Annotated in this window: 16 protein-coding genes; 4 read left to right on the forward strand and 12 right to left on the reverse strand. The window is 72.2% G+C overall.

Translation table 11 applies throughout. The features are described 5' to 3' along the window. Nucleotides 1-38 precede the first annotated feature (38 nt). The 4 genes from infB to rimP form a co-directional block, all read right to left on the reverse strand. Nucleotides 39-3,221 carry a translation initiation factor IF-2 gene (infB, locus tag ACIRB1_RS40030; RefSeq protein ID WP_352182187.1) on the reverse strand — a complete coding sequence of 1,061 codons (3,183 nt, stop codon included), beginning with the start codon at nucleotides 3,219-3,221 and terminating at the stop codon, nucleotides 39-41. A gap of 146 nt (nucleotides 3,222-3,367) precedes the next feature. Then, complete coding sequence (locus ACIRB1_RS40035; protein WP_266773092.1) at nucleotides 3,368-3,646, reverse strand: YlxR family protein; 279 nt, start codon at nucleotides 3,644-3,646, stop codon at nucleotides 3,368-3,370. Between the two features lie 90 nt (nucleotides 3,647-3,736). Next, complete coding sequence (gene nusA, locus ACIRB1_RS40040; RefSeq protein WP_352182188.1) at nucleotides 3,737-4,735, reverse strand: transcription termination factor NusA; 999 nt, start codon at nucleotides 4,733-4,735, stop codon at nucleotides 3,737-3,739. A 2-nt stretch (nucleotides 4,736-4,737) separates the two neighbouring features. Then, entirely contained in the window at nucleotides 4,738-5,262 is a 525-nt protein-coding gene (rimP, locus tag ACIRB1_RS40045) for a ribosome maturation factor RimP (RefSeq protein ID WP_403468972.1), read from the reverse strand. A 305-nt stretch (nucleotides 5,263-5,567) separates the two neighbouring features. Between rimP and ACIRB1_RS40050 the strand changes: the two genes are divergently transcribed. The 3 genes from ACIRB1_RS40050 to ACIRB1_RS40060 are packed head-to-tail and all read left to right on the forward strand — an operon-like array spanning nucleotide 5,568 to nucleotide 7,495. Further along, complete coding sequence (locus ACIRB1_RS40050) at nucleotides 5,568-6,092, forward strand: hypothetical protein (RefSeq protein WP_403468973.1); 525 nt, start codon at nucleotides 5,568-5,570, stop codon at nucleotides 6,090-6,092. After that, complete coding sequence (locus ACIRB1_RS40055; RefSeq protein ID WP_352182191.1) at nucleotides 6,089-6,553, forward strand: ferritin-like domain-containing protein; 465 nt, start codon at nucleotides 6,089-6,091, stop codon at nucleotides 6,551-6,553. Before ACIRB1_RS40050 ends, ACIRB1_RS40055 begins: the two co-directional genes overlap by 4 nt. A 51-nt stretch (nucleotides 6,554-6,604) precedes the next feature. After that, nucleotides 6,605-7,495: an aminoglycoside phosphotransferase family protein gene (locus ACIRB1_RS40060; protein ID WP_352182192.1), complete on the forward strand. Its 891-nt coding sequence runs from the start codon at nucleotides 6,605-6,607 to the stop codon at nucleotides 7,493-7,495. Here the strand turns inward: ACIRB1_RS40060 and ACIRB1_RS40065 are convergent. The 4 genes from ACIRB1_RS40065 to ACIRB1_RS40080 are packed head-to-tail and all read right to left on the reverse strand — an operon-like array spanning nucleotide 7,492 to nucleotide 10,530. After that, the gene (locus ACIRB1_RS40065) at nucleotides 7,492-7,764 is read right to left on the reverse strand and encodes a ferredoxin (protein WP_403468974.1); all 273 of its coding nucleotides are present in this window, start codon (nucleotides 7,762-7,764) and stop codon (nucleotides 7,492-7,494) included. The genes ACIRB1_RS40060 and ACIRB1_RS40065 overlap by 4 nt on opposite strands. 2 nt (nucleotides 7,765-7,766) lie before the next feature. Then, nucleotides 7,767-8,996: an NADH-ubiquinone oxidoreductase-F iron-sulfur binding region domain-containing protein gene (locus ACIRB1_RS40070; protein ID WP_403468975.1), complete on the reverse strand. Its 1,230-nt coding sequence runs from the start codon at nucleotides 8,994-8,996 to the stop codon at nucleotides 7,767-7,769. Next, nucleotides 8,993-9,574: a ferric reductase-like transmembrane domain-containing protein gene (locus ACIRB1_RS40075; RefSeq protein ID WP_403468976.1), complete on the reverse strand. Its 582-nt coding sequence runs from the start codon at nucleotides 9,572-9,574 to the stop codon at nucleotides 8,993-8,995. The genes ACIRB1_RS40070 and ACIRB1_RS40075 overlap by 4 nt, the downstream gene beginning before the upstream one ends. Further along, the gene (locus tag ACIRB1_RS40080) at nucleotides 9,571-10,530 is read right to left on the reverse strand and encodes an FAD:protein FMN transferase (protein ID WP_403468977.1); all 960 of its coding nucleotides are present in this window, start codon (nucleotides 10,528-10,530) and stop codon (nucleotides 9,571-9,573) included. The genes ACIRB1_RS40075 and ACIRB1_RS40080 overlap by 4 nt, the downstream gene beginning before the upstream one ends. A gap of 15 nt (nucleotides 10,531-10,545) precedes the next feature. On the opposite strand from ACIRB1_RS40080, the gene ACIRB1_RS40085 reads away from it, so the two are divergent. Further along, a complete protein-coding gene (locus tag ACIRB1_RS40085; RefSeq protein ID WP_403468978.1) occupies nucleotides 10,546-10,962 on the forward strand; it encodes a hypothetical protein in 417 nt (138 codons plus the stop codon). 103 nt (nucleotides 10,963-11,065) lie between these two features. On the opposite strand, the gene ACIRB1_RS40090 is transcribed toward ACIRB1_RS40085, so the two are convergent. The 4 genes from ACIRB1_RS40090 to ispG form a co-directional block, all read right to left on the reverse strand. Then, nucleotides 11,066-12,769 carry a proline--tRNA ligase gene (locus ACIRB1_RS40090; protein WP_352182197.1) on the reverse strand — a complete coding sequence of 568 codons (1,704 nt, stop codon included), beginning with the start codon at nucleotides 12,767-12,769 and terminating at the stop codon, nucleotides 11,066-11,068. Nucleotides 12,770-12,886: 117 nt separating this feature from the next. After that, on the reverse strand, nucleotides 12,887-13,450 hold the full coding sequence (locus ACIRB1_RS40095; RefSeq protein ID WP_403468979.1) for a GNAT family N-acetyltransferase: 564 nt from the start codon (nucleotides 13,448-13,450) through the stop codon (nucleotides 12,887-12,889). Nucleotides 13,451-13,579: 129 nt separating this feature from the next. Next, on the reverse strand, nucleotides 13,580-14,428 hold the full coding sequence (locus tag ACIRB1_RS40100; protein WP_403468980.1) for a GNAT family N-acetyltransferase: 849 nt from the start codon (nucleotides 14,426-14,428) through the stop codon (nucleotides 13,580-13,582). A 1,270-nt stretch (nucleotides 14,429-15,698) separates the two neighbouring features. Then, on the reverse strand, nucleotides 15,699-16,856 hold the full coding sequence (gene ispG, locus ACIRB1_RS40105; RefSeq protein WP_352182200.1) for a flavodoxin-dependent (E)-4-hydroxy-3-methylbut-2-enyl-diphosphate synthase: 1,158 nt from the start codon (nucleotides 16,854-16,856) through the stop codon (nucleotides 15,699-15,701). Between the last annotated feature and the right edge of the window lie 135 nt (nucleotides 16,857-16,991).

The raw sequence follows: 16,991 nt of genomic DNA on the forward strand, positions 1-16,991 counted from the left end.
TCTCTCCGCCGACCGGCCCCGATCGCGTGCTGTGACGATCAGCCGCGAGGCTTCTCGCGCATCTCGTACGTCGCGATGACGTCGTCGACCTTGATGTCGTTGAAGTTGCCGAGGTTGATACCGCCCTCGAACCCTTCGCGGATCTCGGTGACGTCGTCCTTGAAGCGACGCAGACCGGAGATGGTGAGGCTCTCCGCGATGACCTTGCCGTCGCGGACGAGGCGCGCCTTGGTGTTGCGCTTGACCTCGCCCGAGCGGACCAGGACACCGGCGATGTTGCCCAGCTTGGACGACTTGAAGACCTCGCGGATCTCCGCCGTGCCGAGCTCGACCTCCTCGTACTCCGGCTTGAGCATGCCCTTGAGCGCTGCTTCGATCTCCTCGATGGCCTGGTAGATCACCGAGTAGTACCGGACGTCGACGCCCTCGCGCTCCGCCATCTGCGCCGCGCGGCCCGCAGCGCGGACGTTGAAGCCGATGACGATCGCGTCGGAGCCGGTCGCCAGGTCGATGTCCGACTCGGTGACCGCACCCACGCCGCGGTGCAGGACGCGGATGTCGACCTCGTCGCCGACGTCGAGCTGGAGCAGCGAGGACTCGAGAGCCTCCACCGAACCGGACGCGTCGCCCTTGATGATGAGGTTGAGTTCCTGCACCAGACCGGCCTTGAGGGCCTCGTCCAGGTTCTCCAGGGAGAACCGGACTCCACGCCGGGCGAAGTTGGCGTTGCGCTCGCGCGCCGCGCGCTTCTCGGCGATCTGACGTGCCGTGCGGTCCTCGTCGACGACGAGGAAGTTGTCGCCGGCGCCCGGGACGTTGGTGAGTCCGAGGACGAGGACCGGGGTCGAGGGACCCGCCTCTTCCACGTTGTCGCCCTTGTCGTCGAGCATCGCGCGGACACGGCCGTAGGCGTCGCCGACCACCATGGTGTCGCCGACCCGCAGGGTGCCGCGCTGGACCAGGACGGTCGCGACGGCGCCGCGGCCGCGGTCGAGGTGGGACTCGATCGCGATGCCCTGCGCGTCCTGCTCCGGGTTGGCCCGCAGGTCGAGCGAGGCGTCCGCGGTGAGGACCACGGCCTCCAGCAGGGCGTCGATGTTCAGACCCTGCTTGGCGGAGATGTCGACGAACATGGTGTCGCCGCCGTACTCCTCGGCCACCAGCCCGAACTCGGTGAGCTGACCGCGCACCTTGGTCGGGTCGGCGCCCTCGACGTCGATCTTGTTGACCGCGACCACGATCGGCACGTCGGCCGCCTTGGCGTGGTTCAACGCCTCGATCGTCTGGGGCATCACACCGTCGTTGGCCGCCACCACGAGGATCGCGATGTCGGTCGACTTGGCACCACGGGCACGCATGGCGGTGAACGCCTCGTGACCCGGGGTGTCGATGAAGGTGATCTTGCGCTCTTCGTCGTTGACCTCGGTGGTGACCTGGTACGCGCCGATGTGCTGCGTGATACCGCCGGCCTCGCCCGCGACGACGTTCGTCTTGCGGATGGTGTCGAGAAGTCGGGTCTTACCGTGGTCGACGTGACCCATGACGGTCACGACCGGCGGACGCGCGACGAGGAACTCCTCGCCACCCTCGTCCTCGCCGAACTCGATGTCGAAGGACTCGAGCAGCTCGCGGTCCTCCTCCTCGGGGCTGACGATCTCGAGGACGAAGTTCATCTCGTCCGCGAGGAGCTTCAGCGTCTCGTCGGAGACGGACTGCGTGGCAGTGACCATCTCGCCGAGGTTCATCATCACGCCGACGAGCGACGCCGGGTTGGCGTTGATCTTCTCGGCGAAGTCGGTGAGCGAGGCACCGCGCGACAGACGGACGGACTGTCCGTTGCCACGAGGCAGCATCACACCGCCGACCGACGGGGCCTGCATGGCCTCGTACTCCTGGCGCCTCTGCCGCTTCGACTTGCGACCGCGACGCGCGGGACCACCGGGACGGCCGAAGGCGCCCTGTGTGCCACCGCGGCCACCCGGACCACCGGGACGGCCACCGAAGCCGGGACGGCCACCGCCGCCACCGGCGGGAGCACCCGGACGGCCGGCGAAACCGCCGCCACCGCCACCGGGACCCGCGGGACGACCGGCGAAACCGCCACCGCCGCCACCCGGACGACCGGCGAAGCCGCCGCCGCCACCGGGACGACCGCCGCCGCCACCCGGACCGCCCGGACGACCGCCGCCGCCACCGGGACCACGGCCACCGGGGCCGCCACCGGGACGGGGGCTGCCCGCAGCGGGACGCTGCGGCATCATGCCGGGGTTCGGACGGTTGCCACCGGGGCCACCGCCGGGACGCGGAGCGCCGCCCTGCGGGCGGGGCATGCCGCCCGGGGTCGGACGCGCGCCGCCCGGAGCGCCGCCGGGACGGGGACCGCCCGCAGCGCCCTGGGGACGGGGACCGCCCTGACCGGCACCCTGCGGACGCGGGGCGCCGCCGGGAGCACCACCCGGGCGGTCCTGACCGCCGGGTCGCGGAGCACCGGGACGGGGCGCACCGGGGCGCGCCATGCCGGTGGAGCCGCCGGAGGTGAACGGGTTGTTGCCCGGACGGGGACCGGCCGGACGAGCACCGGGACGCGCGCCCTGGCCACCCGGACGGGGTGCGCCGGGACGGTCGCCGCGGTCAGTGCGCTCGGGACGGTCGCCGCGACCCTGACCACCCTGGCCGGGACCGGCCGGACGGGCACCGCCCGGACGGGGGGCCTGGCTCGCCGGACGCGGGGCGCCCGGACGCGGGGCGGAGCTGGAACCGCCGTTGGAGGCAGGGGCGGCGGGCGCCGCCGGAGCCGCCGGGGGGGCGGTGAACTCGGGCGCGGTGGGCGCCGGCGAGGCCGGAGCCGGACGCGGCGCGGGGCGCGGGCCCGGACGGGGGCCACCCGTGGACGCCGGAGCGGCCGGGGCGGCGGGAGCCGCGGGGGCGCTCTCGGCGACGGCCGGCTTCGGGGCCGGCGGGCGCGGGGCGGCCGGACCCGGACGGGCGGCCTGCGCGGAAGAGGGGGCCGCCGGACGAGCCGGGGCAGCCTTGCGTGCGGGGGCGGGCTTGCCGCCTCCGCTGCCCTGCTGGAGGGCGTCTGTCAGCTTGCGTACAACGGGCGCCTCGATCGTCGAGGACGCCGAACGGACGAATTCACCGAGTTCTTGGAGCTTGGCCATGACGACCTTGCTCTCCACCCCGAACTCCTTGGCGAGTTCGTATACCCGGACCTTAGCCACTTCGCTCCTTTTAGGTCCGGGTGCGTCCGGACCGTCGCTACTTCATGGGCGTACTCATCGCGTGCTCATCGAGTGCTCATCGCAATCTCGACCTACTTCCAACTCGCGGAATACCGGGCCGCACGGAGGTTCCGTACGACTCGCTCTTACGGTGTTGCCTGCTCGACGTAGAGGCGCAACGCCTTTGTGTCGAGCGCACCCTGGGCACGCAGCGCCCGTGGGAACGCCCGGCGGCGGACCGCCAGGTCCAGACAGACCAGGGCGGGATGCAGATACGCACCCCGGCCGGGCAGCGTACCGCGATCATCGGGGACGCATTCGCCCTCGATCGCCACGGTACGCAGCAAGTCCTTCTTGGCCGCTCGCTCCCGGCACCCCACACAGGTGCGCTCAGGGCATGCGCGGGCTCGCGTCCGGCCAGACACTGCTAAGTCTACCTCCCCGCACCGACCTCACCCCTTGGGGGCAAGAATCGAACGGCTGTTGTCGTGATCTGAGCCACGTGAGGCCGAGATCTATTCCCCGAGCTGGTCGGACGGCTGTTCGGTGTCCGGGCGGATGTCGATCCGCCAGCCGGTCAGTCGGGCGGCGAGCCGGGCATTCTGCCCTTCCTTGCCGATCGCGAGCGACAGCTGGTAGTCCGGCACCGTCACGCGCGCGGAGCGGGCCGCGAGGTCGACGACCTCGACGCGGGAGACCCGCGCCGGGGACAGCGCGTTGGCCACCATGTCGGCCGGGTCGTCCGACCAGTCGACGATGTCGATCTTCTCGCCGTTCAGCTCGCCCATCACCGCGCGCACCCGGCCGCCCATCGGGCCGATGCAGGCGCCCTTGGCGTTCAGACCGCTGCGGGTGGAGCGGACGGCGATCTTCGTGCGGTGGCCGGCCTCGCGCGCGATGGCGGCGATCTCCACCGAGCCGTCGGCGATCTCCGGCACCTCCATGGCGAACAGTTTCTTCACCAGGTTGGGGTGCGTGCGGGAGAGCGTCACGGACGGACCGCGCACGCCTTTCGCCACCCGGACGACGTACGACCTCAGGCGCATGCCGTGCGGGTACGTCTCGCCGGGGACCTGCTCCTGCACCGGCAGGATGGCCTCCAGCTTGCCGATGTCGACGAGCACGTTCTTCGGGTCGCGGCCCTGCTGGACCACGCCGGTGACGATGTCGCCCTCGCGGCCCGCGTACTCGCCGAGCGTCGCGTCGTCCTCGGCGTCGCGCAGCCGCTGAAGGATGACCTGCTTGGCGGTGGTGGCGGCGATACGGCCGAAGTCGGACGGGGTGTCGTCGAACTCGCGCGCCTCCTGCCCCTCCTCCAGGTCCTCGGGGTCCTCCTTCGCCCACACCGTCACGTGGCCGGTCTCCCGGTTGAGCTCCACGCGCGCGTGGCGGCGGCTTCCCTCGGTGCGGTGGTAGGCGATGAGGAGGGCCGACTCGATCGCCTCGACCAACAGGCTGAAGGAGATCTCCTTCTCCCGCACCAAGCCCCGCAGGGCACTCATGTCGATGTCCACGGCTACGCCTCCTCTGCGTTCTCTTCGTTGTCTTCGGTGTCGTCGTGCTTGTTCTTGCGGTTGAACTCGACCTGGACGCGGGCCTTGACGACATCGGCGAGGGCGAGCCGCTTGGCGGTGGGCTTGCGCCCCTTCACGCCGGGCACCTCGACGTCGATGCCGTCGTCGTCCACCTCGATGATCCGGGCGATCAGCTCACCGCTCTCGGCCAGCTGGAACTTCACCAGCCGGTCGGTGGCGCGTACGTAGTGACGGTGTTCGGTGAGCTCGCGCTCGGCACCGGGGGTCCCGACCTCGAGGGTGTACTCCCCCGCGCCCATCGCGTCGGTCTCGTCGAGCTTCGCCGAGAGCGCGCGGCTGACATCCGCGATCTGGTCCAGATCGGCGCCCGAGTCGGAGTCGACGACCACGCGCAGCACCCGCTTGCGTCCGACCGAGTCCACCGCGACCTCTTCGAGATCGAGTCCCTGGGAGCTGACGAGCGGTTCCAGCAGTTCTCGCAGCCTCTCGCTCTGGGTCGTGCTCATCCGGGTGACTCCTCGGCCGCGTGTGCTGTTGTGGGTAGGGCGCGTGTCTGCACAAAGGGTATCCGGTCGCGGGGTGTGTTGCCGTCCACATGTTCCTCCGGCGGTGGGGCGGGGCGCCGTGGGTTCGGGTGGCTGACCTGGCCGGGCGGGTGCGGGTCCGTGGGGGCGTGTCGCGCCGTTCCCCGCGCCCCTTGGGGAGCCTACGAGCCGGTGACGCACGTCGGGGGCCTCCGCGGGTACCGTGATCACGGGCGCGCTGCCCTTGCCGTCATTCCGTTCGTACGAGCCCCCCGAGGACGTCTGCCGTGCCGTTCCCCCCACCTCCGCGCACCCTCGCCGGGCCGCGCAGAAGGAGCCTGCTCGTCTCGGCCGCCGGGGCCGCCCTCCTGGCCGGCTGTTCCTCCGGCGCCGACGACTCCGGGACCACGGGCGGCAGCGGGTCCGCGGCCGAGCACGCACGCGCGCGTGCGGCCTCCGACAGCGAGACCCTCCTGCGCCACTACGACACGGTTCTCGCCGCGTACCCGGCCCTGGCGCCCCGCCTGGACCCGCTGCGCGCGGAGGTCGTACGGCACACGACGGCCTTCGGCGGCACCAGCGCGACCCCTTCCACCACGGCCACCGCCTCGCCGTCGGCCACTGCTTCTTCCACGGCCGTCCCCGCGACCGAGGGCGACGCCCTCGCCGGACTCGCGGCGGCCGAGCGGAGCCTCGCCGACCGGCGGGCCAAGGCGCTGCTCGACCTGCCCGGTGAACTGGCCCGTCTGCTGGCCTCGGTGGCCGCCGCCGGGGCCGCCCACGCGTATCTGCTGACGGAGGGTGCCAAGTGAGCGAGGAGAAGGCCGCGGAACTGACCGCGGTGCAGGCGGCCCTGGCCGCGGAACACGCGGCGGTGTACGGCTACGGCGTGGTCGGCGGGCGCATCCGCGAGGGCCGCCGCCAGGAGGCGAAGACGGCCTACGACGCCCATCGCGCCCGGCGCGACGCGCTGGTCCGGGAGGTGCGGGACCTGGGCGGCACCCCGGTGGCCGCGTCCGCCGGGTACGCGCTGCCGTTCCCGGTGCCGGACTCGGCGGCGGCCGTACAGCTCGCCGCGGAGCTGGAGGACCGGGTGGCCGGGGTCTACTCCGACCTCGTGCGGGCGACGACGGGCGGGCTGCGCGGTACGGCCGCGGAGGGGCTGCGCGAAGCGGCGGTCCGGGCGGTGCGCTGGCGCGGCGGGAGCGTACCCTTCCCTGGTCTCGCCGAGCGGGCCGCGACACCCACGGCCCCGGCGACACCCACGGCGTGATCCGCACGGGGACGCAGGACGGCAGTACGGCAGGAAGGGAACGACTCGCGCATGGCTTTCGAACCGCCGCAGCGTCTGGTGAGGGCGCTCGGTGAGACGGCACCGAGCGGTGACGACTGGTTGGAGAAGCTGTCCGAGCTGGCCCGACAGGCCGTCGATCTACGCGAGTTGACCGTCGAGCGGGTGCAGGTGCCCGGTGGGCGCAGCAGTCTGGTCGTGCTGGTGCGGCGGGCCGACGGCACCCCGGCGGTACTGAAACTGGCCCCCTCGCGGGCTCGTCCCGAGAGTGAGCGGGCCGCGCTCGCGCGGTGGGGCGGGCTGGGAGCGGTGCAGCTCGTCGAGCCGTTCGCGGCCGAGGGTGTGCTGGTGCTGGAGCGGTTGCACCCCGATGTGTCGGTGCGGTCGTTGCCGGAGGCGAAGGCGTTGCTGGAGGCGGCGGGGACGTTGCGGCGGCTGTGGGTCGAGCCGCCCGGTGACCATGCGTTCGAGACGGTGGCGGAGCGGACGGGGCGGCAGGCCGTAGCCCTGCGGGGGGCGGGGAGCGAGGTCTCGGCGCTCGTCTCCGCCGCGCTGGATGCTCGTGAGGCGTTGTTGGCCGCGCCGCCCGAGGTGCGGTTGCTGCATGGGACTTTTCGGCAGAGCAAGGTGCTTGCGGCCGAGCGGATGCCTTGGCTCGCGGTGGGGCCGGACCCTGTGGTGGGCGAGTGTGCGTTCGATCTTGCCCGGCTGGTGCGGGACCGGGTGGAGGATCTGATCGCCACGCCTTCGGGGGCGGCGACAACTCGGCGACGGGTCAAGCGACTTGCCGAGTCGTTGGATGTGGATCAGGAACGGTTGCGGGGGTGGACGTTGTTCCGGGCCGTGGAGTCCGGGGTGCGGGCGCTTCGGGTGGGGCGGCCTCGGGATGCCGAGTTGTTGCTGGAATTCGCCGGGTGGCTTTAAGCCGGTTTTTGGGTGCGGGTGCGTGGGGGCTCGGCGCGCAGTTCCCCGCGCCCCTGACGGGGCGCTGCGGTGGGGCGGAGTCTCAGGGCCAGCACTGGGCAGTCCGACGCCGCTCTCCTGGCTCGTTTCACCGTTCGCGGTGGGACGGGGGAACCGTCCAGCAGGGGATAGCCCCACTCGTCCAGGGTGATGTGGTCCGGGAGGAGTTCCGCGCAGAGGCCGTGGGCCCGGCAGGACGTCCAGTCGATGTCGAGCTGTTGGTGGTCCATGGTCAGCGGGCCTCGTTCGGGATCGGGAGGAAGGGGGTGGGGTCGCTCGCCGTGCACAGTCCCCTTGCGTGGGCGTCGAGTTCGGGGGCGAACGTGGTCAGCGCGCTGCGGACCAGGCGGGCCGTGCCGTCGGGGTGGTGGCAGGCGCCTCGGCCCTCCACCAGGCCCGACCAACGGGCCACGTCGTGGCGGGCGTCGGCCGGGGGGCCGGGGGTGGCCAGGGCCCGGAAGGCGGAGGCGATGCGCGGGAGGCCGTTGAGGCAGGGGCCGCACTGGCCGGCCGACTGGAGGGCCAAGTAGCGGAGAACGCGGGCGGTTTCGGCCACTCCGCAGCGGTCCGCGGGGAGTGCGGCCAGCACTCCCGCTCCCAAGTCGTTTGCGTCCAGCGTGCGTTGGGACGCTTCGCCGGCCGGTATCCAGGTGCCGTGGTAGCCGCCCATGAGGACCGCGGAGACTCCGTGCGAGGGAAGCAGGCGGTTCAGTGGGAGGCCGAACGGGGCTTCCACCACCCGGACTTCGCGGCCCGGCGCGTGCAGGGTGCAGAGCGTGCTGCCGGGCTGGGCGAGGGTGCCGACGCCGCGGAACCAGTCGGCGCCGTAGCGGGCGACCAGGGCGAGGTGGGCCAGGGTCTCCACGTTCTGGACGAGGGTGGGGGCCTTGCGCACCCCGCGTTCGCGGACCGGCGGGCGCTGGTGGCGGGGCAGCGGGGCGTTGCCGGAGACGTACTGCGCGAGGGCCGATGCCTGGCCGGACAGAAAGCGGCTGGGCAGGCGGACGATCCGGACGGGCAGCGGGTCGTGGCGTTGGGCCAGGGCCGATTCCAGGAAGGAGGCGCCGTCCTCCACCGCCAGGTGGGCTTCCGCGGCGCCTGTCGCCCTGGCCGCCAACTGCACCCCGTCCAGGACGAGATGGGGCGACAGGCGCAGGAGCGTCCTGTCCTTGCGGCTGGCCGGTTCGCCCTCCGCGCCGTTGGCCACGACCACAGGTGCGCGGCCGGTACGGCGGCTCGCGTCGGCCACCGCGACCAGCTTGCGGTACATCGGGAACGCGGCGCCTCCGCGGCCGGTGAGGCCGGATTCGGCGACCGTTCTCAGCAGGCCGTCGGGGTCTCCGTACGCCAGTGGGCCGTAGCGGAGTTCGTGGGTGGAGAGGTCGGCCGCGGTGCCGCCGGGGGCGAGGAGGCGGGGGGACATGTAGACGTCGGTGAAGTTCGTGGTCGTGGTCGTGGTCATGAGCGGGCTCCTTCGGCGGTGCGGAGCAGGGCCGCGGGGGTGCGCCGGGAGGCGCGGGCGGAGTGGGCCAGGCGGATGCCGAAGGCGGCTGTCACCGCGGCCACGCAGGAGACGGTCAGCCAGGTCATCCAGTCGGTGCCGGTGTCCGTGCCGATGCCGATGCCGTGGATCAGGGCGACCGGCCAGGAGGCGTACGCCAGCCAGTGCAGCGCCCGCCAGGTGCGGTGTCCGACGCGTTCCCGGAGGAGGCTGGTGACCAGGACGGCGAGGAGCAGATCGAGGGCGACCGTGCCGAGGCCGAGCCAGAGGGGTTCGTAGGCGGAGACGAACGGGACGACCGTGTCGAGGACGGTGATGTTCACGTAGCCGTCGATCACCGCCATCGTGATGTGCACGGCCAGGAACGCCGTCGCGGAGAGGGAGAGGGAGCGGTGCAGGGCGACCGTGCCGAAGCGGGGCAGGCCGGGGAGGCGGGTGCGCAGGCGGACCGCGATGCCGAGCAGGACCACGACCGTGAACAGGACGAGGCAGACGGCTCCGGTGGCGCGGTTGGCGTACCAGAGGATCTCGGAGCTCATGCGGCGACCGCCTGGTGGGTGGGCCAGCCCGGGGTCGTGACGACCGTGCCGTCCTGGGCGACCAGGCGCGCGGGCAGGCCCAGGCGGGTCAGCCAGCGTTCCGCGCCCGCCCCCTTGACCAGGGACGCGGTGCTCGCCGCGTTGGCGTCGGCGCTCGTCGCGGCGACGACCGAGACCGTGCGCCAGGGGCTGCGGACGGGGAGGCCGGTGCGGGGGTCGACGATGTGGTGCAGCTCGTAGCCGTTCCGACGCCAGCGGCGGGCGGCGGTGCCCGAGGTGGCGAGGCCGCCGGAGCGCAGGGCGACCGTGGCGTACGTACCCTGCGCGGGCGTCTCGTCGACGGAGCCGGTGACGTCCTGCACGCGGATGTTCCAGCCGCCGGCCGGGGGCTCCCCCGCGACGGCCGTGTCGCCGCCCAGGCTCACCAGGACGCCGCAGCCCGCCACTTCGGCGAGCATCGCCGCGGCCCTGTCGGCGGCCCACGCCTTCGCGGTGGCGCCGAGGTCCAGGCGGACGCCCTCAGGGACGGTGACCGTGCCCGTCGCGGGTTCCAGGTCGATCGCGCGCCAGCCCGGGGCGCGCTTCACGGTGAGGCGGACCGGGCGGTCGTCCTCGCGGACGAGGGTGAAGTCGCGGTCGTAGCCGATGGAGTTCATGGCCGAGCCGACCGTCGGGTCGACCGCGCCGTCCGTCGCCTCGGCGGCGCGCAGGGCGACCGCCAACGCCTCGGCGAGCAGCGGGCTGACGGTGACCGGGCGGCCCGACGAGGCTTCCAGGGCGGCCAGTTCGGAGTCGGCGCGGAATCTGCTGCATGCCGCGTCGACCTCGGCGAGGTGCCGGGCGAGGAGCAGGTTGCAGGAGTCCAGCAGGGCCGGGTCGGTGACGACCAGCCGGACGCCGCTCCCGAGGGCGCGCCAGTCGGCGGCGGCCGTCGTGCGCAGGGTCGCTGTGCTCATCACGACGCTCCCGACGTGGAGTCGGTGGAGCCGCCGGAGGAGGACGTGACGCCGGACGAGGACGACTGGAGGTCCGACGAGGACGACGAGGATGAAGAGGGCGACGAGGACGACGAGGAGGTTGTGGAGGTCGAACTGTCCGCTGTGGACGAGGAGTTGGAGGACGCGGACGGCGAGGGGGACGACGAGGTGGTCGTGCCCGTGCCGCTCGCCGCCGTGTCCGCCTCCGCGTCCGACCGCACCGTGCCGACCAGGGCGAACACCCCGGCCGCCGCCGCCAGCGTGACCGCCGCCGTGACGGCCGCGATGCGCCGCTTGCCTCTGCGGACCGCCGTAGCGGCCCCGCGCTCCCTGACTGTCATGACCGTTCCCCTCCGCAGTGACGCTCTGTCACGTCCTACGGTCGGGGACCAGCCTGAGAGAAGTCTGTGAGGCGCCCATACGCCTCACCAGAACTCTCTGAGAGAAATCTTAAATTGCTTGAGGCTTCAACAAGCCCTCTCGGTCGACCGCCGACAGCCTTCTCGGCCGCCGCCTACGCGGTGAGGCGTGCGATCGCCTCGTCGACGGTCAGCTCCTCGCGCTCGCCGGTCCTGCGGTCCTTCAGCTCCAGGACACCCTCGGCGGAACGGCGGCCCGCGACCAGGATCTTCGGTACGCCGATCAGCTCCGAGTCGGTGAACTTCACGCCCGGGGAGACCCCGGCGCGGTCGTCGACCAGGACGCGCAGACCGGCCGCGCGCAGCTTCTCCGAGACGTCCAGGGCGAGTTCGGTCTGAAGGGCCTTGCCCGCCGCCACGACATGCACGTCGGCCGGGGCGACCTCGGCGGGCCAGCACAGGCCCTTGTCGTCGGCGGTCTGCTCGGCGAGGGCGGCGACCGCGCGGGAGACACCGATGCCGTAGGAGCCCATGGTCACGCGGACCGGCTTGCCGTGCTGGCCGAGGACGTCGAGCTTGAGGGCGTCGGCGTACTTGCGGCCGAGCTGGAAGATGTGGCCGATCTCGATGGCGCGGTCGAGCTTGAGGCCCGTGCCGCACGTGGGGCAGGGGTCGCCCTCCTGGACGACCACGACGTCGACGTATGTGTCGACCTCGAAGTCACGGCCCGCCACGACGTTCTTCGCGTGCGTGCCCTCCTTGTTGGCGCCCGTGATCCAGCTCGTGCCGGGGGCCACGCGCGGGTCGGCGATGTACGTGACCTTCTCGCCCAGGCCCTGCGGACCGACGTAGCCGCGCACCAGGTCGGGACGGCCGGTGAAGTCCTCCGCCGTCACCAACTCGACGGCGGCGGGGGCGAAATGGGCCTCGACCTTGTCGAGGTCGACCTCGCGGTCACCGGGGACGCCCACGGCCACGATCTCGCCGTCGACCTTCACGAGGAGGTTCTTCAGCGTGGCGGACGCCTCGACGCCGAGGTGGGCGGCGAGGGTCTCGATGGTGGGGGTGTCGGGGGTCGGGATCTCCTCGAGCGCGGGCACGCCGGTGGCGTCCACGGGCTTCAACTCGTAGGTGATCGCTTCGGTGTTGGCGGCGAAGTCGCAGTTCGGGCAGTCCGCGAAGGTGTCCTCGCCGGCCTCGGCGGGGGCGAGGAACTCCTCCGACTTGGAGCCGCCCATCGCGCCCGCGGTGGCGGCGCAGATGCGGTAGTCGAGGCCGAGGCGCGCGAACACCTTCTGGTAGGCCTCGCGGTGCAGGGCGTAGGAGTGGGCGAGGCCCTCGTCCTCCGTGTCGAAGGAGTACGAGTCCTTCATCAGGAACTCGCGGCCGCGGAGGATGCCGGCACGGGGGCGGGCCTCGTCGCGGTACTTGTGCTGGATCTGGTAGAGGATGACCGGCAGGTCCTTGTAGGAGGACGCCTGGTCCTTCACGATCAGCGTGAAGATCTCCTCGTGGGTCGGGCCGAGGAGGTAGTCGCCGCCCTTGCGGTCCTGGAGGCGGAACAGCTCGGGGCCGTACTCCTCCCACCGGCCGGTCGCCTCGTAGGGCTCGCGGGGCAGGATCGCGGGAAGCAGCACCTCCTGGGCGCCGATCGCGTCCATCTCCTCACGCACGATCCGCTCGACGTTGGCCAGGACCTTCTTGCCCAGCGGCAGCCACGACCAGATCCCGGCGGCGGTACGGCGGACGTAACCCGCCCGCACGAGCAGCTTGTGACTGAGGACCTCGGCGTCCGCCGGGTCGTCGCGCAGCGTCTTCGCCATCAACTGGGACATGCGCTGGACCGGTGCGTTCGCCATGGTTCCTGTACTCCTGCCGGGAAAGGGTGATGGCTAGGAGGTTAGCCGGGCGTGCTGTGCCGGTGGAAATCGGTTAAGGCCCGCCCCGCGTCCGCGACAGGATCCGCCGGACAGGCCCTAACGGCGGCGCAGTGGCAGCGGGGCGCCCATCACCGCGTACGGCTTCGGGGCGCTCGGGAACAGGACCTGGCGGGCGAGATCCTCGTAGCCGAGGGAGCGGTAGAGGCCGCGGGCGGGGCTGTCGGTGTCGATCGCCGAGAGGATCGAGCGGGGTTCGGTGGCGGCGTCCGTGATGGTGGTGATCAGGGAGCGGCCGGCGCCGCGGTTCTGGTAGTGCGGGTGGACGTGCAGCTCGGTGATCACGAAGGAGCGGTCGAGCCAGTCGTCGTGGTCGCGGGCGCGCAGGTAGGGCTCCACGACGGTGGACCACCAGTGGGTGCGGTTGTTGGGCATGCCGTAGACGAAGCCGACGAGGCGCCCCGCCGAGGTGGCACCCAGGGCTCTCGCACCCGGGTAGGTCATGTGGCGCAGGACGATCTGCCTGCGTACGGCTACCTCGTCCGCGCCCAGGCCGAACGCGAGAGCCTGTACGGCGAGGGCTTCGTCCACGTGGGCCGAGAGGTCCAGGGGGCCGATCACGACGTCGTCGGGGTGGCGGTGGCCGTGACCGGGAAATCGCATGTGGGGAGAGTACAGGGGTGTGTCTGTCGTCGTTCGAGTGGCGGCCGTATGTGGGCGGTCGCGCCCGCGCGGCGGCGGAGCCGCACACGTCACGGCCTCGCGCCCCCAGGGGTCACCCCTCGGCACGTTTCAGAAGAGAACGCTCATGAACGCGCCGACCTCTTGGAAGCCGACCCTCAAGTACGCCCTTCTCGCCGGGGTGTTGAAGTCGTTCACGTAGAGGCTGACCACGGGGGCCACGTCCGCCAGGGCGTAACGGAGCACCGCCGCCATCGCGGGGGCCGCCACGCCTCTGCCCCGGTACTCGGGGGCCACCCAGACGCCCTGGATCTGGCAGGCCTGGGAGGTCGCGGCGCCGATCTCCGCCTTGAAGACGACCTTGCCGTGCTCGTCGAGGCGGGCGAACGAGCGCCCAGCGCCCACGAGTTCGGCCACGCGGGCCTGATAGAGCAGGCCTCCGTCGCCGGCCAGGGGGGAGACGCCGACCTCCTCGGTGAACATCGCCACGCACGCCGGCATGATCGTGTCCATCTCGTCCTTGCGGATACGGCGGACGTACGGGTCGGCGGCGATGTCGGTGGGCATGCGGTCGGCGACCATGAGGGGCTGGCGGGCGCGGACCTCGCGGGCGGGGCCCCAGCTGGGTTCGAGGAGGCGCCAGAGCTGGGCGGTCGGCTCGGCCGGGCCGACGATCGAGGAGCAGCGGCGGCCTGCCCTGCGGGCGCGGTCGGCGAAGGCGCGGACGGCTCTGGGGGTGGCGCAGATGGGGACGAGGTTGGCGCCCGCGTAGCAGAGGGACGTCAGCATGCCGTCCTCGTACCAGCCCCACATCTCGCCGCCGAGCCGCCAGGGGTCGAGGCCGGCGACCTGTACCCGCGAGGTCACGAAGGCGTTCGTGACCGGCTCGCGGTCGAGCACGGCGAGCGCGGCGTCCAGGTCGCTCGGTTCGAGCACCCGAGAGGTGGTCTGGGTCAACACGTACGGGGCCTCACCCTAAGGTCTGCTGATCTCCGCACTGTACCTGCGGAAGCTGAGCGGTGCCGCGTTGTGTGCCGTTCGCTTGTCGGCGGGGGTGGGTTGAGTGACCGTCTCTGGGGGCTGCCGCCCCCAGCCCCCCGCTGTCGGCCTGAACGGCCTTGTCCTCAGACGCCGGACGGGCTGGGGTGTGCGCCGACCTGCACTGGGACGTGGGGGACTCCGCGAGTGGGGCCCGGGAGCCCGTGACTCGTGAGACCCCAAGACCTCGGCGGGGGCGGCTCAGGGCGTCGAGTGGCGCGGCCTCGAACTCCGGACGAGGAAAGCGCAGGTACGTCGACGAGGAGCGCGCTGAGTGCGGAGTGCAGTGCTGAGTGCTGCCGAGCGAGCAAAGCTCAAGGCCTGGGCGAGTACAGCCCAAAGACCTTCAGCGCGCCGCAGACCTTGTCAGCCCGCCTGGATCTTCAGCTGACTCCAGACCTCGCACGGCGCCTGGCCTCCGGCCCGCGTCAGACCTCCGGCCTGCGTCAGACCTCGCGCTGCGCGCCCGGCCCTGCGGCCCGCACGAGACCTGCCACCGCGGCCCAGACCTCCGGCCCGCACGAGACATCCCGGCCCGCACCCCAGACCCCGGCCGACACCAGACCTCGCACCGCACCCCAGACCCCCGGCCCACGTCAGACCTGCCACCGCGGCCCAGACCCCCGGCCCGCACGAGACATCCCGGCCCGGACCCTGGCCCCCGCCGGACACCAGACCTCGCACCGCACCGCAGACCCCCGGCCCGCATCAGACCTGCCACCGCGGCCCAGACCTCCGGCCCGCACCAGGCCTGCCATCGCGGCCCAGACCTAACGCCCGCGCCAGATATCCCGGCCCGCACCCCGGACCCCCGCCGACACCAGACCTCGCGCCGCACCGCAGATCCCCGGCCCGCATCAGACCTCGCGCTGCGCTCCCAGACCCCCGGCCCACGTCAGATCGGCCACCGCGGCCCAGACCTCCGGCCCGCCCGAGCATCCCGGCCCGACCCTGGACCCCGGCCGACACCAGACCTCGCACCGCACCCCAGACCCCCGGCCCGCACCAGCCCCCGAAGACCCCCCGACCCGGCCACGGCCCCCGGAGCCCGTCCCCCGCCGTCAGCCTGCGCAAGACCTCTCAGCCCGCCGGAGACCTCTCAAGCCGCCAGAGACCTCCGGCCCCCGGCCAACCCGGCCCCCGGCCAACCCCTCAACGCCTCAACGCCTCAACGCCTCAACGCCTCAACGCCTCAACCCGCGACAGAAACCGACGGCTCCCCGGAAGCGATGCCGTCCGCCTCCATCTGTTCGGCGATCTTCATCGCCTCCTCGATGAGGGTCTCCACGATCTTCGACTCGGGGACCGTCTTGATGACCTCGCCCTTGACGAAGATCTGGCCCTTGCCGTTGCCGGAGGCGACGCCGAGGTCGGCTTCGCGGGCCTCGCCGGGGCCGTTGACGACGCAGCCCATGACCGCGACGCGGAGCGGGACCTCCATGCCGTCGAGGCCCGCCGTGACTTCCTCGGCCAGCTTGTAGACGTCGACCTGGGCGCGGCCGCAGGAGGGGCAGGAGACGATCTCCAGGCGGCGGGGCTTGAGGTTCAGGGACTCCAGGATCTGGTTGCCGACCTTGACCTCCTCGACCGGCGGGGCGGAGAGGGAGACGCGGATCGTGTCGCCGATGCCCTGCGAGAGGAGGGCGCCGAACGCCACCGCCGACTTGATCGTGCCCTGGAAGGCGGGGCCGGCCTCGGTGACGCCGAGGTGCAGCGGGTAGTCGCACTGGGCGGCGAGCTGCCGGTACGCCTCGACCATGATCACCGGGTCGTTGTGCTTGACCGAGATCTTGATGTCCCGGAAGTCGTGCTCCTCGAAGAGCGACGCCTCCCAGAGGGCGGACTCGGCCAGCGCCTCGGGGGTCGCCTTGCCGTACTTCTTCAGCAGTCGGGCGTCCAGCGAGCCCGCGTTGACCCCGATGCGGATCGGCGTGCCGTGGTCCTTGGCGGCGCGCGCGATCTCCTTGACCTTGTCGTCGAACTGCTTGATGTTGCCGGGGTTCACACGAACCGCCGCGCAGCCCGCCTCGATCGCGGCGAAGACGTACTTCGGCTGGAAGTGGATGTCCGCGATCACCGGGATCTGCGACTTGCGGGCGATCGTCGCGAGCGCGTCGGCGTCGTCCTGCGTCGGGCAGGCCACGCGGACGATCTGGCAGCCGGACGCGGTCAGCTCGGCGATCTGCTGGAGCGTGGCGCCGATGTCCGACGTACGGGTGGTCGTCATGGACTGCACCGACACCGGCGCGTCACCGCCGACCGCCACGGATCCGACCTGGATCTGCCGGCTCTTGCGGCGCTCGGCGAGCCGGGTCGGAACGGACGGAATGCCGAGAGAAATCGCAGTCATCTGCTGTGCAACCCCAAGTCGTGGATCAAGGCTCCGGTCCCGAATCAGCGGGCTCCAGGCTTCGAGATTACGTCAACCGCACGGGCCCGAGCACGTCCCCACCTCGAATCCACTCGGCGGGGGGACCTCCGTCGC

Source organism: Streptomyces sp. NPDC096013 (assembly GCF_044763565.1).
GTDB lineage: Bacteria > Actinomycetota > Actinomycetes > Streptomycetales > Streptomycetaceae > Streptomyces.

Coding starts and splice junctions, on each gene's coding strand:
- rimP (WP_403468972.1), bottom strand. CDS start 5,262: ATGAGCACGACCCAGAGCGAGAGGCTGCGAGAACTGCTGGAACCGCTC.
- ACIRB1_RS40060 (WP_352182192.1), top strand. CDS start 6,605: ATGGCTTTCGAACCGCCGCAGCGTCTGGTGAGGGCGCTCGGTGAGACG.
- ACIRB1_RS40065 (WP_403468974.1), bottom strand. CDS start 7,764: ATGGACCACCAACAGCTCGACATCGACTGGACGTCCTGCCGGGCCCAC.
- ACIRB1_RS40070 (WP_403468975.1), bottom strand. CDS start 8,996: ATGACCACGACCACGACCACGAACTTCACCGACGTCTACATGTCCCCC.
- ACIRB1_RS40075 (WP_403468976.1), bottom strand. CDS start 9,574: ATGAGCTCCGAGATCCTCTGGTACGCCAACCGCGCCACCGGAGCCGTC.
- ACIRB1_RS40080 (WP_403468977.1), bottom strand. CDS start 10,530: ATGAGCACAGCGACCCTGCGCACGACGGCCGCCGCCGACTGGCGCGCC.
- ACIRB1_RS40090 (WP_352182197.1), bottom strand. CDS start 12,769: ATGGCGAACGCACCGGTCCAGCGCATGTCCCAGTTGATGGCGAAGACG.
- ACIRB1_RS40095 (WP_403468979.1), bottom strand. CDS start 13,450: ATGCGATTTCCCGGTCACGGCCACCGCCACCCCGACGACGTCGTGATC.
- ispG (WP_352182200.1), bottom strand. CDS start 16,856: ATGACTGCGATTTCTCTCGGCATTCCGTCCGTTCCGACCCGGCTCGCC.